The organism is Escherichia sp. E2748, assembly GCF_005781125.1.
In the GTDB taxonomy this organism is placed as follows: Bacteria; Pseudomonadota; Gammaproteobacteria; order Enterobacterales; family Enterobacteriaceae; genus Escherichia.
Genome location: NZ_VATP01000002.1, coordinates 1 through 17,344, shown reverse-complemented (window position 1 = coordinate 17,344; position 17,344 = coordinate 1). Strand labels below are relative to the sequence as shown.

Here is a 17,344-nt window from a genome sequence, read left to right as displayed (position 1 = left end):
TCATCATTGAGATGGTTTTTAATTATATATAAAAATTATCTTTTTATGATTTAAATATTCATTGAAACTATAATTAGTCGATACTGACAAAATAGATTGAATAATGTTCAAATAGCAATATAGAATGCCTTGCATATGTTTTTTGAATGTTTCATGGTCAGGTATTTGTAAAGGTTGTTGATTTCAATAATTTTTATAAATCCTGGCATTCTTTATATTTGTCAGAAGGATTTATTATGCAAAGGAAAACCCTATTATCAGCCTGTATTGCATTAGCTCTGAGTGGTCAGGGTTGGGCGGCTAATATTACAGAGACAGAAACGGCCATAGGCGAAAAGAAAAATACCAATGTGACTTGTCCGGCAGACCCTGACAAGCTGACTCCGGAAGCGTTAAAGCAAATCCCTCCCGAATGTTCTCCACAAGTACAACAAAACCTTATGCCGTGGGTTGCCTCTGGTGCCTTTGCGTTAATCACCGCGCTGGCGGTCGTCGAACTAAACGATGATGGTAATCATCATCATCGCAACAATGCCCCTGTACCGCCGACACCACCCGATGATGATTCAGGCGATACGCCAGTGCCCCCAACGCCTGGCGGAGATGATATAATCCCGGACGATGGTCAAGATGATCCCCCTACGCCCCCCAAACCCATTTCGTTCAATAATGACGTTATCTTCGATAAAACAGCAAAAACGTTAACGATTCGCGATACCGTTTTTACTTACAGCGAAAATGCTGACGGGACTATTTCTCTGCAAGATAGCAATGGGCGTAAGGCAACGATTAATCTTTGGCAGATTGATGAAGCAAATAATACCGTAGCCCTTGAAGGGGTGAGCCCAGATGGCGCAATAACGTGGCAATATAATCACAATGGTGAACTCATAATTACGGGTGATAATGCCACAGTAAATAACAACGGCAAAACCACCGTTGACGGTAAAGACTCTACCGGCACGGAAATCAACGGTAATAACGGGAAAGTTATTCAGGACGGCGATCTGGATGTCAGCGGCGGTGGTCACGGGATTGATATCACCGGCGACAGCGCGACGGTGGACAATAACGGCACCATGACTGTCACCGATCCGGAATCTATCGGCATTCAGATCGACGGCGACCAGGCGGTTGTTAATAACGATGGCGACAGCTCCATCAGCAACGGCGGCACCGGTACGCAAATTAACGGTGACGACGCCACGGCGAATAACAGCGGCAAAACCACCGTTGACGGTAAAGACTCCACCGGCACGGAAATCAACGGCAATAACGGAAAAGTTATTCAGGACGGCGATCTGGATGTCAGCGGCGGTGGTCACGGAATTGATATCACCGGCGACAGCGCGACGGTGGACAATAACGGCACCATGACTGTCACCGATCCGGAGTCCATCGGCATTCAGATCGACGGCGACCAGGCGGTTGTTAATAACGATGGCGACAGCTCCATCAGCAACGGCGGCACCGGTACGCAAATTAACGGTGATGACGCCACGGCGAATAACGGCGGCAAAACCACCGTTGATGGCAAAGATGCCACTGGCACGGAAATCAACGGCAATAACGGCACCGTTATTCAGGACGGCGATCTGGATGTCAGCGGCGGCGGTCACGGGATTGATATCACCGGCGACAGCGCGACGGTGGACAATAACGGCACCATGACCGTCACCGATCCGGAGTCCATCGGCATTCAGATCGACGGCGACCAGGCGGTTGTTAATAACGAAGGTGACAGCACCATCAGCAACGGCGGCACCGGCACACAAATTAACGGTGACGACGCCACGGCGAGTAACAGCGGCAAAACCACCGTTGATGGCAAAGATGCCACTGGCACGGAAATCAACGGTAATAATGGCACCGTTATTCAGGACGGCGATCTGGATGTCAGCGGCGGCGGTCACGGGATTGATATCACCGGCGACAGCGCCACGGTGGACAATAACGGCACCATGACCGTGACCGATCCGGAGTCCATCGGCATTCAGATCGACGGCGACCAGGCGGTTGTTAACAACGAAGGCGACAGCACTATCACCAACGGAGGCACCGGCACACAGATTAACGGTGACGACGCCACGGCGAATAACGGCGGCAAAACCACCGTTGATGGCAACGATGCCACTGGCACGGAAATCAACGGCAATAACGGCACCGTTATTCAGGACGGCGATCTGGACGTCAGCGGCGGCGGTCACGGGATTGATATCACCGGCGACAGCGCGACGGTGGACAATAACGGCACCATGACCGTGACCGATCCGGAATCTATCGGCATTCAGATCGACGGCGACCAGGCGGTTGTTAATAACGAAGGTGACAGCACTATCATCAACGGCGGCACCGGCACACAGATTAACGGTGACGACGCCACGGCGAATAACGGCGGCAAAACCACCATTGACGGCAAGGACTCCACCGGCACAGAAATCGCTGGAAATAATGCGACAGTCAATCAGAACGGTGATCTGAATGTAAGTGGCGGGGCTCATGGAATGGATATCACCGGTGACAGTGCGACGGTGAATAACAAGGGCACCATAACCGTTACAGATGAGGGTTCGATCGGTATTCAGATCGAAGGTGAGAACGCGACCTTTTCGAATACCGGCAAGGTTGATGTTACGAATTCAGCTACCGGGTTTAGCATCACTACTAATAATGGGGATGTCTCAGTGGCTGGCGATATGCAGATTGGTGATTTCTCCACGGGGCTTGTGCTCAATGGTGACGACAACAAATTAACGTTGGCTACGACCGATCTGAATGTAACCGGGCAGTCGGCCACTGGGGTTAATGTTAATGGTGATGGTAATAACGTTGATATCACTGGCAACATCAAGGTTGATAAAGATCAGTTAGCGGATAATGGTGCTGAAAAATTTTACGATACTTCTACTGGCATTAGTATTAAAGGCAATAATAACAATACAAATGTCGATGGTAAATTGACAGTTGTTGCCGATAGTGAAACGACTACCCAGTCATATTTAAAATATGATGGTAGTCAGGAGAATATCTCTGGTTTGGTAGTGACAGGTGATGACAATACAATTAATTTAAATAGTGGCATTCATCTGGTAGGTGAGGCCAATCAATTAACCGATGGTTCTGCTATAGCTGCGCAGCGCAAGGGATATGGCGATGTTCAGGTCATTAGTGTTGATGGCCAATCCACTGTTCATCTTAAAGGGGATTCAACAATAAGTGGTGATTTCCCATTAGGTTATGAAAGTATCATTCAGTTAAATAATAAAGCTATACTTGAGGTCGATGTTGGTGCCACACTAAGTATGGGTGATATTACTTCTTATGATCATTACAACACGCCAGAATCAAGACTCATAGGTGTTAATTCAGGAGCGAGTGCAATAAATAATGGTGACATAGCACTAAGAAACATTGGATTTGCAACAGTATCAAACGCTGACTCTACCGGTATTAACAATGGTTCCATTACATTGGAACAATATTTTTATGGGCAAGTACAAACTGCTGGTGCTGGATTCTTTGCGACACAAGATGGTAATGCAACAAATAATGGGACAATTACCGCAAAAATAATGCAGCAACAGAGTGTGATGAATATCTATTCTGACCTTGGAAGTACAACCCCAGCTGCGTTCTATAATAGAGCATCTGGCACTACAGGGATGGAGTCGTTCATCAATGGCTCAGTGGTCAATACTGTAGACGGAATTATTGATTTGTATGGACGCGGCACGATCGGTATGCTGGCCATTGATAATTCCACTGCAGATAATGCGGGGAAAATCAGTCTGGATTCGTTGTGGGTTGATGTAAACGACACAACTACGTTGAATAATAACATTGGCTCCGCTGACGCCAGAGATTTTGGCGTAGGTATGGCTGTGGGTACCGATACAGGTAGTAGCCCAAAAGAAAACGCAGTTGCAACCAACCAGCAAGGCGGGGTCATCACTGTCTATAACGCCGGTGCAGGGATGGCTGCTTATGGTGCGAGCAATATCGTCATAAACCAGGGGACGATTAATCTTGAGAAAAATAGTCATTATGATGCAAACCTGGCAGCAAACACCCTGGTAGGGATGGCTGTTTATAACTATGGTACTGCTATCAACGACCAGACAGGTATTATTAATATTAATGTTGATACCGGTCAGGCGTTTTATAACGATGGCACAGGTACAATCCTTAATTATGGTGCTATTAATCTGTTTGGTGTTCCTATGGATGAAGCTGATCCACATATGGGGGCTACAACAGAAAACAAAGATCTATTAAGAGAGCTGAGCAAGAGTGGTGAATCAGTTACCAAGACATCCACTAAGGATGGATTTATCATTACTGCGCCATTAGTTAATAATGGTAATGAAACGTTGAATGGTGATTTAAAAGCATCAAACTGGTTGTACAATGAAGAAAATGCCAGTCTGACGGTTAATGGTAAGTTGGATATCATAAAAGGATTGGAAAATAAAGGAGTGCTGGAGTCCGACACCATCAATGCTAGTACCAGTATTTATAACCGTGCTTCGGGAAGTATCACAACCGATATGTTAACGTTGAATGGTGGAATAAACTTCTATAATGAAGGTATTTTCAGCGGTGTTATTAATGGAACTAGTTATAAACAAAATATTGTTAACACTGGTGATATGACAGTAACTGCTGATGGTAGCTCTTTAATAAACGGTAGTTTCTTGCTTTATAATGACGCAGGTTCGACGCTCACAAATAGCGGCAATGCTATTGCGGGAGGGGAAAATGCTATCGTTAATGTGACTCGTACTGGTGATTCACTTGCCCAGGTTAACCGCGGTACTATTACCGCGACTAATGGTTACAGCGCGATTAAAACCGCTAATACCGGTTCAAATAGTAATGGTAAGTGGATCTGGAATACGGAAACTGGCGTTATTAATGGTATTAATCCAACTGCGCCATTGATTGATTTAGGCCGTGGATATAATTTCGCAAATGCCGGAACAATCAATATTCAGGGTGATGGTGCAGTTGCCATTAGTGGAGGAGCTACCAGTTACACAATCCAGTTGGTGAACAGTGGCACGATTAACGTGGGTACTGAACAGGGCAAAGCTGATGGAAGCAACGGTGAAGGCCTGATTGGCATTAAAGGTAATGGTTCTGCAACGACGATTAATAACACTAAAGACGGCGTTATTAATCTTTACGCAGATAATTCATGGGCGTTTGGTGGTTCCACTAAAGCGATCGTCAATAACGGTATTATCAACCTGCTGTGTAATATTGGTTGCGATATTTATGCACCAAATACAACAGGGACGAGAAATGATCATGATGGTACTACTGATATCACCGTACCGAATGCTTCTGCGATACCAGGACAAGGCAATGTACCTGCTGCGCCTGTTGAGTCAGTTACCCAGCAAAAACTCACCAATTACACCATTGGTACCAACAGTGACGGAAGTTCCGGCACGTTGAGAGCCAATAATCTGGTCATAAGTGACAACGTCACGGTCAATACCGGCTTCAGTGCCGGTACTGCTGATACCAGCGTAGTGATTGATGATGTTTTCAAAGGTGAAAATATCAGCGGCGTGGAGAATATTACTTCCTCCTCAGTTGTCTGGAACGCTAAAGGCAGCACCGATGTCAATGGCAACGTTGACGTCACCATGAGTAAAAACGCCTACACCGAGGTGGCAACTGATGCTTCGGTGAATGACGTCGCGAAAGCACTGGATGCGAGTTATACCAACAACGAGCTGTACACCAGCCTTAACGTTGGTACTACGGCAGAATTGAATAGCGCACTTAAGCAAATCAGCGGCAGCCAGGCCACGACAGTGTTCCGTGAAGCGCGCGTGTTAAGTAATCGCTTCAGTATGCTGGCGGATGCGGCACCGAAGGTGGGTAACGGTCTGGCGTTCAATGTAGTCGCAAAAGGCGATCCGCGTGCCGAGTTGGGCAACAACACCGAGTACGACATGCTGGCATTGCGTAAAACCATTGACCTGAGTGAAAGCCAGACGATGAGTCTGGAGTACGGGATCGCTCGTCTCGATGGCGATGGTGCACAGAAAGCGGGTGATAACGGGGTGACTGGCGGCTACAGCCAGTTCTTTGGCCTGAAACATCAGATGTCCTTCGAGAATGGCATGAGCTGGAATAACGCATTGCGTTATGACGTGCATAACCTCGACAGCAGTCGTTCAATTGCATTTAGCAACACGAGCAAAACGGCAGATACCGATGTGAAACAGCAGTACCTTGAGTTCCGTAGCGAAGGAGCGAAGACCTTCGAGCCGAGCGAGGGGCTGAAGCTCACACCATATGCGGGTGTAAAACTGCGTCACACACTGGAAGGTGGCTATCAGGAGCGAAATGCCGGAGACTTTAACCTGAGTATGAACAGCGGCAGCGAAACGGCAGTAGACAGTATCGTCGGGTTGAAACTGGACTACGCAGGCAAAGACGGCTGGAGCGCGAACGCGACACTGGAAGGTGGGCCAAACCTGAGTTATGCGAAGAGCCAGCGTACTGCAAGCCTTGCCGGCGCAGGCAGTCAGCACTTTAATGTTGATGACGGTCAGAAAGGCGGCGGTATTAATAATCTTGCAAGCGTTGGCGTGAAGTACAGCAGTAAAGAAAGTTCGCTGAATCTGGATGCTTACCACTGGAAAGAGGATAGCATCAGCGATAAAGGCGTAATGCTGAACTTTAAGAAAACGTTCTAATGATTAGGTCGTGAAGAAAACCGCAACGCTGATTCAGGTTGCGGTTTTTTATTGCCAGATGCGACGCCTGGCATGTCTTATCCAGCCAACGGTTTGCTGCTTTTCCCTGCGCCGGTATGTGCAGTACATCCGGCAATCTTGTTTACGTCTTCGCATTTTTTTCGTTTTTCATTTCTATACTGATTTTTCGTATTCCGTTTTATTACAGGGCAGGGTGTTATGAGCAGCAACACATTTACTCTCGGTACAAAATCCGTTAATCGTCTTGGTTACGGTGCAATGCAACTGGCTGGGCCTGGCGTTTTCGGCCCTCCGAAAGATCGCCACGTTGCTATAACCGTGCTGCGTGAGGCACTGGCATTGGGCGTCAATCACATTGACACCAGCGACTTTTATGGTCCGCATGTCACCAATCAGATTATCCGTGAAGCGCTTTATCCTTACTCTGACGACCTGACAATTGTCACTAAAATTGGAGCGCGGCGTGGTGAGGATGCTTCCTGGTTGCCCGCTTTTTCTCCGGCAGAGCTGCAAAAAGCGGTGCACGATAATCTACGTAATCTCGGCCTGGACGTACTGGATGTGGTTAACCTGCGCGTTATGTTTGGCGATGGTCATGGCCCAGCGGAAGGATCGATTGAAGCCAGCCTGACCGTGCTGGCGGAGATGCAACAACAAGGGCTGGTAAAACATATTGGTCTGAGTAACGTCACACCGACGCAGGTTGCAGAGGCGCGTAAGATTGCCGAAATCGTCTGTGTACAGAACGAATACAACATCGCGCACCGTGCTGATGACGCAATGATTGATGCTTTGGCCCGCGATGGCATTGCATACGTACCGTTCTTTCCGCTCGGTGGTTTCACGCCGCTGCAATCCTCCACGCTTTCGGAAGTGGCAGCAAGCCTTAATGCGACACCGATGCAGGTGGCGCTGGCATGGCTGTTACAGCGTTCACCGAATATTTTGCTTATCCCTGGGACGTCTTCCGTCGCGCATTTACGGGAGAATATGGCTGCTGAAAAACTGCATCTTTCTGAGGAAGTGTTGTTTACGTTGGATGGTATTTCGCGAGAATAACGAGCCAGACGCTCGCAGATTGTGCTGAAGGAAGAGCACAAAGCGATGCTGAGATTGTGGGAAAACAGGTTAGCGGATTGAGATGTGGACTGAACTACAGTCCACATCAAGATCGTGTCCGGTTATGCAGCAACAATGCTGTCAATGGCTGCTTTCGCGTCAGACTGTGCTTTTGCTGCCATTTCCGGACCGTAGGCAATCCCTTCGGCGAAAACAAATTTCACATCAGTAATGCCGATAAAGCCCAGGAACGTGGACAGATACGGCGTCACCAGGTCAGTTGGTCCATCTTTATGGATACCGCCGCGGCTGGTAATAACAACGGCTTTTTTACCCGTTACCAGACCTTCCGGACCGTTCTCGGTATAGCGGAAAGTAACGCCTGCACGTGCAACCAGATCAAAATAGTTTTTCAACTGAGTCGAGATGTTGAAGTTGTACATCGGTGCCGCAATAACGATAACGTCGTGGGCTTTCAGCTCGGCAATTAGCTCATCGGAAAGCGCTAAAGCCTCCTGCTGACGCGGAGTCAGCGGCGCATCGCTCGGACGCAGAGCGCCAACCAGTTCACCATCCAGGACCGGAATCGGATTTGCAGCCAGGTCACGAACAGTGATTTCATCAGCGGAATGCTTTTCACGCCACTGTTCAACAAAATAATCGGACAACTGATTAGACTGAGAGTACCCTGCCAGGATGCTGGATTTAAGAACTAATACCTTGCTCATGGTGTTTCCTTATAGATGTTTGAATGGGCGATGCCCCGTTGCTTGTTGACACTTTATTCACAATCCTGCCACAGAGATAGCGCAATATATCGAAGTCTATGTTCGAATTTATTGAACAACACATAAAAAGCTGCGATGTGGTACTCTATATCTATCATTTAAAAGAAAATTAATCAGGCAGCCTACTGCCCGCTAACGTTATGACAGAACAACAAAAATTGACCTTTAACGCCTTACAGCAACGGCTGGATTCGCTGATGCTGCGTGACGGACTGCGTTTTTCTCGCCGTCTGCACGGCGTGAAGAAGGTTAAAAATCCTGATGCACAACAGGCCATTTTCCAGGAGATGGCTAAAGAGATTGACCAGGCGGCAGAGAAAGTCCTGCTGCGTGAAGCGGCACGACCGGAAATTACTTACCCGGACAATTTGCCGGTTAGTCAGAAAAAACAGGACATTCTCGAAGCAATTCGTGATCACCAGGTGGTGATCGTCGCCGGGGAAACGGGTTCCGGTAAAACGACCCAGCTACCGAAAATCTGTATGGAGCTGGGGCGCGGGATTAAAGGGCTGATCGGCCATACCCAGCCGCGTCGCCTGGCGGCAAGAACGGTGGCGAACCGTATTGCGGAAGAGCTGAAAACGGAGCCGGGCGGTTGCATCGGTTACAAAGTGCGTTTCAGCGATCACGTAAGTGATAACACGATGGTCAAGCTGATGACCGACGGTATCTTGCTGGCGGAAATCCAGCAAGATCGCCTGTTGATGCAGTACGACACCATCATCATCGACGAAGCGCACGAACGTAGCCTGAACATTGATTTTCTGCTCGGCTATTTGAAAGAGTTGCTGCCGCGGCGTCCTGACCTAAAAATCATTATCACTTCCGCGACTATCGACCCGGAACGCTTTTCGCGCCACTTTAATAATGCGCCGATTATTGAAGTCTCCGGTCGGACCTATCCGGTGGAAGTGCGCTATCGCCCGATTGTTGAAGAAGCCGATGACACCGAGCGCGACCAGTTGCAGGCTATTTTCGATGCCGTAGATGAACTGAGCCAGGAAAGCCCTGGCGACATTCTGATCTTTATGAGCGGCGAGCGAGAAATTCGCGATACCGCCGATGCGCTGAACAAGCTGAACTTACGCCATACCGAAATCTTGCCGCTTTATGCGCGGCTTTCGAACAGCGAACAGAACCGCGTGTTCCAGCCGCACAGCGGACGGCGCATTGTGCTGGCGACCAACGTCGCGGAAACGTCGTTGACCGTACCGGGTATAAAGTACGTTATCGACCCAGGTACGGCGCGTATCAGCCGTTACAGCTATCGCACTAAAGTGCAGCGTTTGCCGATTGAGCCAATTTCACAGGCTTCAGCTAATCAGCGTAAAGGCCGCTGCGGACGTGTGTCAGAAGGGATCTGTATTCGTCTCTATTCGGAAGACGATTTCCTCTCGCGCCCGGAGTTTACCGATCCGGAGATTCTGCGTACTAACCTGGCATCGGTTATTTTGCAGATGACCGCGCTGGGGCTGGGCGATATCGCCGCGTTCCCGTTTGTTGAAGCGCCAGATAAACGCAATATTCAGGATGGTGTGCGTCTGCTCGAAGAGCTGGGCGCGATCACCACGGATGAACAGGCCAGTGCCTATAAACTGACGCCGCTCGGTCGCCAGCTCTCGCAGTTGCCTGTCGACCCACGTCTGGCGCGTATGGTGCTGGAAGCGCAAAAACATGGCTGCGTGCGTGAGGCGATGATTATCACGTCCGCGCTCTCCATTCAGGATCCGCGCGAGCGTCCGATGGATAAACAGCAGGCATCGGACGAAAAACATCGTCGCTTCCACGACAAAGAGTCTGACTTCCTCGCGTTTGTAAATCTGTGGAATTATCTCGGCGAGCAGCAAAAGACGCTTTCTTCGAACGCCTTCCGTCGCCTGTGCCGTACCGATTATCTCAACTATCTGCGCGTGCGCGAATGGCAGGATATCTATACCCAGTTGCGCCAGGTAGTTAAAGAACTCGGCATTCCGGTGAACAGCGAACCGGCGGAGTATCGCGAAATTCACATCGCCTTACTGACCGGTTTGCTTTCCCATATCGGCATGAAAGATGCCGATAAACAAGAATATACCGGCGCACGTAACGCGCGTTTTTCCATTTTCCCCGGTTCCGGTTTATTCAAAAAGCCGCCGAAATGGGTGATGGTGGCGGAACTGGTAGAAACCAGCCGCCTGTGGGGGCGCATTGCGGCACGCATCGATCCGGAATGGGTGGAACCCGTCGCTCAGCATTTGATTAAACGCACCTACAGTGAACCGCACTGGGAACGGGCGCAGGGCGCGGTGATGGCAACGGAAAAAATCACCGTTTATGGCTTGCCGATTGTCGCCGCGCGTAAGGTTAACTACAGCCAGATTGATCCTGCGCTGTGTCGTGAACTCTTTATTCGCCATGCGCTGGTGGAAGGTGACTGGCAGACGCGTCACGCTTTCTTCCGCGAAAACCTGAAACTGCGGGCAGAAGTGGAAGAGCTGGAACACAAATCACGTCGCCGCGATATTCTGGTTGATGACGAAACGTTGTTTGAGTTCTACGACCAGCGCATCAGCCATGATGTGATCTCTGCACGCCACTTCGACAGCTGGTGGAAAAAAGTCAGCCGCGAAACGCCTGATTTGCTCAACTTTGAAAAGAGTATGTTGATCAAAGAAGGTGCGGAAAAAATCAGCAAGCTGGATTACCCGAACTTCTGGCATCAGGGCAATCTCAAACTGCGTTTGAGCTATCAGTTTGAGCCCGGCGCAGATGCTGACGGTGTGACCGTACATATTCCGCTGCCGTTACTTAACCAGGTTGAGGAGAGTGGGTTTGAGTGGCAGATCCCCGGCCTGCGCCGCGAACTGGTGATTGCTCTGATTAAATCGTTGCCGAAACCGGTACGCCGTAATTTTGTACCTGCGCCAAACTATGCCGAAGCGTTTTTAGGCCGCGTCAACCCGCTGGAGTTACCGTTGCTCGACAGCCTTGAGCGCGAGTTACGGCGGATGACCGGCGTTACCGTTGACCGCGAAGACTGGCACTGGGATCAGGTGCCCGATCACCTGAAAATCACCTTCCGCGTGGTGGATGACAAAAACAAGAAGCTAAAAGAAGGGCGCTCGCTACAAGATCTGAAAGATGCGCTGAAAGGCAAAGTGCAGGAAACGCTGTCTGCGGTGGCCGATGACGGTATAGAGCAGAGCGGCTTACATATCTGGAGTTTTGGGCAACTGCCGGAAAGCTACGAGCAGAAGCGCGGCAACTACAAAGTGAAGGCGTGGCCAGCGCTGGTGGATGAGCGCGACAGTGTGGCGATCAAACTGTTTGATAACCCGCTGGAGCAAAAACAGGCAATGTGGAACGGTCTTCGCCGTCTACTGCTGCTGAATATTCCATCGCCAATTAAGTATTTACATGAAAAGTTACCGAACAAAGCCAAGCTGGGACTGTACTTTAACCCGTATGGGAAAGTGCTGGAGCTGATTGACGACTGTATCTCCTGCGGTGTGGATCAACTGATCGACGCCAATGGTGGCCCGGTCTGGACGGAAGAAGGCTTTGCTGCGCTGCATGAAAAAGTGCGCGCTGAACTGAACGACACGGTGGTGGATATTGCGAAGCAGGTCGAGCAAATCCTTACGGCAGTCTTCAATATCAACAAACGCCTAAAAGGGCGGGTGGATATGACGATGGCGCTGGGGCTGTCGGATATCAAAGCGCAGATGGGCGGGCTGGTTTATCGCGGTTTTGTTACTGGTAACGGCTTCAAACGGCTGGGCGACACGCTGCGATATTTGCAGGCGATTGAAAAACGACTGGAAAAACTGGCGATTGATCCACATCGCGACCGTGTGCAGATGCTGAAAGTCGAAAACGTCCAGCAGGCGTGGCAGCAATGGCTCAACAAACTGCCGCCTGCACGTCGTGAGGATGAAGACGTGAAAGAGATCCGTTGGATGATAGAAGAGCTGCGCGTTAGTTACTTCGCTCAACAGTTGGGGACACCTTATCCTATATCGGATAAGCGTATTTTGCAGGCGATGGAGCAGATTAGCGGTTAACTCTGCTATTTGCCTGATAAATCTAAAACCCGGTAAGCATTTAGCGCCGGGTTTTTTATTCATTCTAAAAACGGTAAAGGCAAAAATTGGGGAATTCAGAAAAATACAATTCTCTGCTGCAAGATGAATAATGTTTATCTACAGCTTTTCCGTAAAAGACATGTCAGGCTTGCGGAGAGGTGGTTAAGGAAATACGGCTTCCTCCTTTCAGAGTGCTCCGCTTCTCATTATTATCTCACGCAGTATTCTTAAGGGAACGATAAGGAGGGACCATGAATATTAACCCGTTTCCGACGCTTTCAGCGTCAACCATTGATGCTATAAACGTTATCGGTCGATGGCTGGCGCAGGATGATTTCTCCGGTGAAGCTCCGTATCAGGCCGATTGCGTGATACTTGCAGGCAATGCTGTCATTCCCACTATCGATGCCGCTTGTAAGATTGCAAGAGATCAGCAAATTCCTTTACTGATTAGTGGTGGTATAGGTCACTCGACAACTTTTTTGTATAGCGCCATCGCACAGCATCCGCACTACAACACTATCAGCACCACTGGCAGGGCAGAAGCTACCATCCTGGCGGATATCGCTCATCAGTTCTGGCACATTCCGCAGGAAAAAATCTGGATTGAAGACCAGTCAACTAACTGTGGAGAAAATGCCCGTTTCAGTATCGCATTATTGAATCAGTTAGCAGAGCGAGTCCATACCACGATTGTCGTCCAGGATCCCACTATGCAACGCCGAACCATGGCGACGTTCCGTCGTATTACCGGAGATAATCCTGATGCACCTCGCTGGCTAAGTTATCCGGGATTCGTACCACAGTTGGGAAATGATGCAGGCAGCGTGACGTTTGCTAATCCGCTGACAGGACTATGGCCAGTTGAGCGATATTTGTCCCTACTTACTGGCGAGCTGCCACGCTTGCGCGATGACAGCGATGGCTATGGACCGCGCGGACGCGATTTTATCGTTCACGTCGATTTTCCGTCAGAAGTTATGCAGGCATGGCAGCTATTACAGTATGACGCTGTGCTTATTGAGGCAATGGAGAGTCGCTCACTGCGCTAATAATTGCCCGTTTGTGAACAAATGATTGCAAACGGGTAATAATCTGATCTTTTTCTTCCTCTCTTTATTCCCGTCGTATCTCTTTTTATGAAGCCTTTCACAAAATTGCACATCCACGATGCCTTCTCTGCTGTGATTGATGTTAATTAACATATGAATTACAAAATATAAATATATCAATCGCAGGAGTAGCCCATGTCTGTACCCGTTCAACATCCTATGTATATCGATGGACAGTTTATCACCTGGCGCGGCGACACATGGATTGATGTGGTTAACCCCGCAACAGAGGCAGTGATTTCCCGCATTCCTGATGGCCAGGCTGAAGATGCTCGCAAAGCAATCGATGCGGCAGAGCGAGCGCAGCCAGAATGGGAAGCATTACCCGCGATTGAACGAGCGAACTGGTTACGGAAAATCTCTGCGGGGATCCGCGAACGGGCCAGTGAAATTAGCTCATTGATCGTCGAGGAAGGTGGCAAAATTCAACAGCTGGCCGAAGTCGAAGTCGCTTTTACTGCTGACTATATCGATTACATGGCGGAATGGGCTCGTCGCTACGAGGGCGAGATTATTCAAAGTGATCGTCCAGGGGAAAACATCCTGCTGTTTAAACGTGCGTTGGGCGTAACGACCGGTATCCTACCGTGGAACTTCCCGTTTTTCCTGATCGCTCGCAAAATGGCGCCAGCTCTTCTCACAGGCAATACCATCGTCATCAAACCGAGCGAATTTACGCCAAACAATGCGATCGCATTTGCTAAAATCGTCGACGAAATTGGCCTACCACGCGGCGTGTTTAACCTTGTGTTAGGACGCGGTGAAACGGTAGGTCAGGAGTTGGCAGGTAATCCAAAAGTCGCTATGGTCAGCATGACAGGCAGCGTCGCTGCCGGAGAAAAAATCATGGCGACCGCGGCGAAAAATATCACCAAAGTGTGTCTGGAGCTGGGGGGCAAAGCCCCTGCTATCTTGATGGATGACGCCGATCTTGAATTGGCCGTCAAAGCCATTGTTGATTCACGCGTGATAAATACCGGGCAGGTGTGTAACTGTGCGGAACGTGTCTATGTGCAGAAAGGTATTTACGATCGCTTTGTTAATCGACTGGGCGAGGCAATGCAGGCGGTTCAATTTGGTAACCCCGCCGAACGTAACGACATTGCGATGGGGCCGCTGATTAACGCTGCGGCTCTGGAAAGGGTGGAACAAAAGGTAGCGCGGGCAGTAGAAGAGGGCGCGAGAATCGCGTTGGGTGGTAAGGCTGTAGAAGGGAAAGGTTATTATTATCCGCCAACGTTGCTTTTGGATGTCCGCCAGGAAATGTCCATTATGCACGAAGAAACCTTTGGGCCAGTGCTGCCGGTAGTTGCTTTTGACACGCTGGAACAGGCTATCTCCATGGCCAACGACAGCGATTATGGCCTGACGTCATCGATATATACCGAGAATCTTAACGTGGCGATGAAAGCCATCAAAGGACTCAAGTTTGGCGAAACCTACATCAACCGAGAAAACTTCGAAGCTATGCAAGGTTTCCATGCAGGATGGCGTAAGTCGGGTATTGGCGGCGCAGATGGCAAACATGGTTTGCATGAGTATCTACAGACTCAGGTGGTCTATTTGCAGTCGTAAGATATGAAAGAGGCGGAGGTTTTTCCTCCGCCAGTGCGGGTCAGAGTTTGGCGAATTTTTCCAGAGTACGAATGAGTTGAGTGACAAAACCATACTCGTTATCGTACCAGGCGACGGTCTTCACCAGTTGTAAATCGCCCACTGCGGTGATTTCCGTTTGGGTCGCATCAAACACCGAACCAAAATGGCTGCCAATGATATCGGAAGAGACAATCTCTTCGTCGGTATAACCAAATGACTCGTTATTGGTCGTTGCTTTTTTAAGTGCGTTATTCACCTCTTCAGCAGTCACTTTTTTCCCAAGGATAGACACCAGCTCGGTCACTGAACCTGTTTTCACTGGCACGCGTTGCGCATGGCCTTTAAGTTTGCCGCTAAGTTTCGGGATCACCAGACCAATGGCTTTTGCCGCACCGGTAGTGTGGGGGATGATATTTTCCGCCGCTGCCCGCGATGCACGTAAATCTTTACCACGCGGACCATCCACCAGAGACTGGGTGCCGGTATAGGCATGGATCGTTGTCATTGTGCCAACTTCTATCCCAAAACTGTCATGCAATGCTTTGGCCATCGGCGCAAGACAGTTGGTCGTGCATGACGCCACAGAAATAATGGTGTCGTTGCCATCCAGAGTGCCATCATTGACGTTATAAACGATGGTTTTCATTTCTCCTGCCGGTGCGGAAATCAACACCTTTTTCGCGCCAGCGTCCAGATGCGCCTGGGATTTTTCTGCGGAAGTATAAAAACCGGTACATTCAATGACAATTTCAGCACCTTTTACTTTCCAGGGGATATTTTTCGCGTCTTTTTCGGCGTAAACCGCAATACTTTTTCCATCAACAATAAGTGAATCCTCTGTGAAATCGACGCTCCAGGGGAAAGGACCGTAGTTTGAATCGTGCTTTAGTAGGTAGGCGAGAATTTTCGGAGACGTAAGATCATTAATGGCGACAACGTCAATGTTACTTTTAATCTCAAGTAGCCGACGTAATACCAGTCGGCCGATACGACCAAAACCGTTAATGCCAACTTTGCTCATGGTTTTCTCCAGTCAAGAACTTGTGGGTAAAAATTAGTCCTTTCCAGGCTTAGACCAGGATGACAGGATGGGCAATCTACCTTTTTGCCATGAAACGTAACGTACTGAAAACGGGTGAACAATATTTAATGAAATTTTAAGAAAAGCTCGTTATGTTAACGGCAAATTGTGTTAAAGCAGGAAATGTTATGGGAATTAGATATTCAAGGTTACAAATTGGCATTCACTGGCTGGTCTTTTTGCTGGTTATTGCAGCCTATTGTGCGATGGAGTTTCGTGGATTTTTCCCGCGTAGCGATCGTCCGGTGATCAACATGATCCACGTTTCATGTGGCATCTCAATTCTCGTGCTGATGGTGGTTCGTCTGTTACTCAGATTGAAATACCCAACGCCGCCCATTGTACCGAAACCCAGGCCCATGATGACGGGACTCGCTCATTTGGGACATTTGGTGATCTATCTCCTGTTTATTGTATTGCCAGTGATTGGTTTGGTGATGATGTATAACCGGGGTAATCCGTGGTTTGCGTTTGGTCTGACAATGCCTTACGCGTCAGAGGCCAATTTTGACCTGGTGGATAGATTAAAGTGGTGGCATGAAACGTTGGCCAATCTGGGATATTACGTTATCGGGCTTCATGCGGCTGCTGCTCTGGCACACCACTATTTATGGAAAGACAACACGCTTTTGCGCATGATGCCGCGTAAGCGCTCCTGAAGGTATTAGAAGAAAGCGCCTGTACTAAACCAGACCCGTGGTACAGGCGAAGAATACGGGCCTACATCGGAAGCGCCTATTATATTTATTTGTATGACAAATAAAACCATAATCCGAGTTTATATGTTCAACGGGTTGATATTTAATCAATATATCTACTGTTAAGATTGAAATTCAATTTCTCCAATCTTTGATCTCCCTAAGTGAAATAAAGACCGCACAGCGTAGAATGCCGATCAGTTAAGGAT

At 48.9% G+C, this 17,344-nt stretch carries 8 protein-coding genes and 1 pseudogene; 7 read left to right on the top strand and 2 right to left on the bottom strand.

The window, feature by feature from the left end; translation table 11 throughout:
- The first annotated feature begins 236 nt into the window (after nt 1-236).
- From FEK42_RS04730 to FEK42_RS22970, 3 genes and pseudogenes are all read left to right on the top strand, one after another.
- Nucleotides 237-6,716, top strand: a complete 6,480-nt coding sequence (locus FEK42_RS04730) for an autotransporter domain-containing protein (RefSeq protein ID WP_138211756.1) — start codon at nt 237-239, stop codon at nt 6,714-6,716.
- A 219-nt stretch (nt 6,717-6,935) separates the two neighbouring features.
- Nucleotides 6,936-7,796: a pyridoxine 4-dehydrogenase gene (gene pdxI / locus FEK42_RS04725; protein ID WP_135492429.1), complete on the top strand. Its 861-nt coding sequence runs from the start codon at nt 6,936-6,938 to the stop codon at nt 7,794-7,796.
- A pseudogene (locus FEK42_RS22970) lies at nt 7,797-7,877 on the top strand (hypothetical protein); the annotation flags it as partial.
- A 41-nt stretch (nt 7,878-7,918) separates the two neighbouring features.
- On the opposite strand, the gene azoR reads toward FEK42_RS22970, so the two are convergent.
- Nucleotides 7,919-8,524 carry an FMN-dependent NADH-azoreductase gene (gene azoR / locus FEK42_RS04720; RefSeq protein WP_135406526.1) on the bottom strand — a complete coding sequence of 202 codons (606 nt, stop codon included), beginning with the start codon at nt 8,522-8,524 and terminating at the stop codon, nt 7,919-7,921.
- Between the two features lie 200 nt (nt 8,525-8,724).
- Between azoR and hrpA the strand changes: the two genes are divergently transcribed.
- The 3 genes from hrpA to aldA all read left to right on the top strand — a co-directional run bounded on the left by hrpA (nt 8,725) and on the right by aldA (nt 15,335).
- Entirely contained in the window at nt 8,725-12,627 is a 3,903-nt protein-coding gene (gene hrpA / locus FEK42_RS04715; RefSeq protein ID WP_135492431.1) for an ATP-dependent RNA helicase HrpA, read from the top strand.
- Between the two features lie 272 nt (nt 12,628-12,899).
- Nucleotides 12,900-13,700 carry a DUF218 domain-containing protein YdcF gene (ydcF, locus tag FEK42_RS04710; RefSeq protein ID WP_130210241.1) on the top strand — a complete coding sequence of 267 codons (801 nt, stop codon included), beginning with the start codon at nt 12,900-12,902 and terminating at the stop codon, nt 13,698-13,700.
- 195 nt (nt 13,701-13,895) lie between these two features.
- Nucleotides 13,896-15,335, top strand: coding sequence for an aldehyde dehydrogenase (aldA, locus tag FEK42_RS04705; RefSeq protein WP_135492433.1), 1,440 nt, complete (start codon nt 13,896-13,898; stop codon nt 15,333-15,335).
- A 40-nt stretch (nt 15,336-15,375) separates the two neighbouring features.
- Here aldA and gap read toward each other — a convergent pair whose 3' ends face one another.
- Nucleotides 15,376-16,377, bottom strand: coding sequence for a type I glyceraldehyde-3-phosphate dehydrogenase (gene gap / locus FEK42_RS04700; RefSeq protein WP_135492435.1), 1,002 nt, complete (start codon nt 16,375-16,377; stop codon nt 15,376-15,378).
- A gap of 188 nt (nt 16,378-16,565) precedes the next feature.
- On the opposite strand from gap, the gene cybB reads away from it, so the two are divergent.
- The gene (gene cybB / locus FEK42_RS04695; protein ID WP_130210235.1) at nt 16,566-17,096 is read left to right on the top strand and encodes a cytochrome b561; all 531 of its coding nucleotides are present in this window, start codon (nt 16,566-16,568) and stop codon (nt 17,094-17,096) included.
- Nucleotides 17,097-17,344 lie beyond the last annotated feature (248 nt).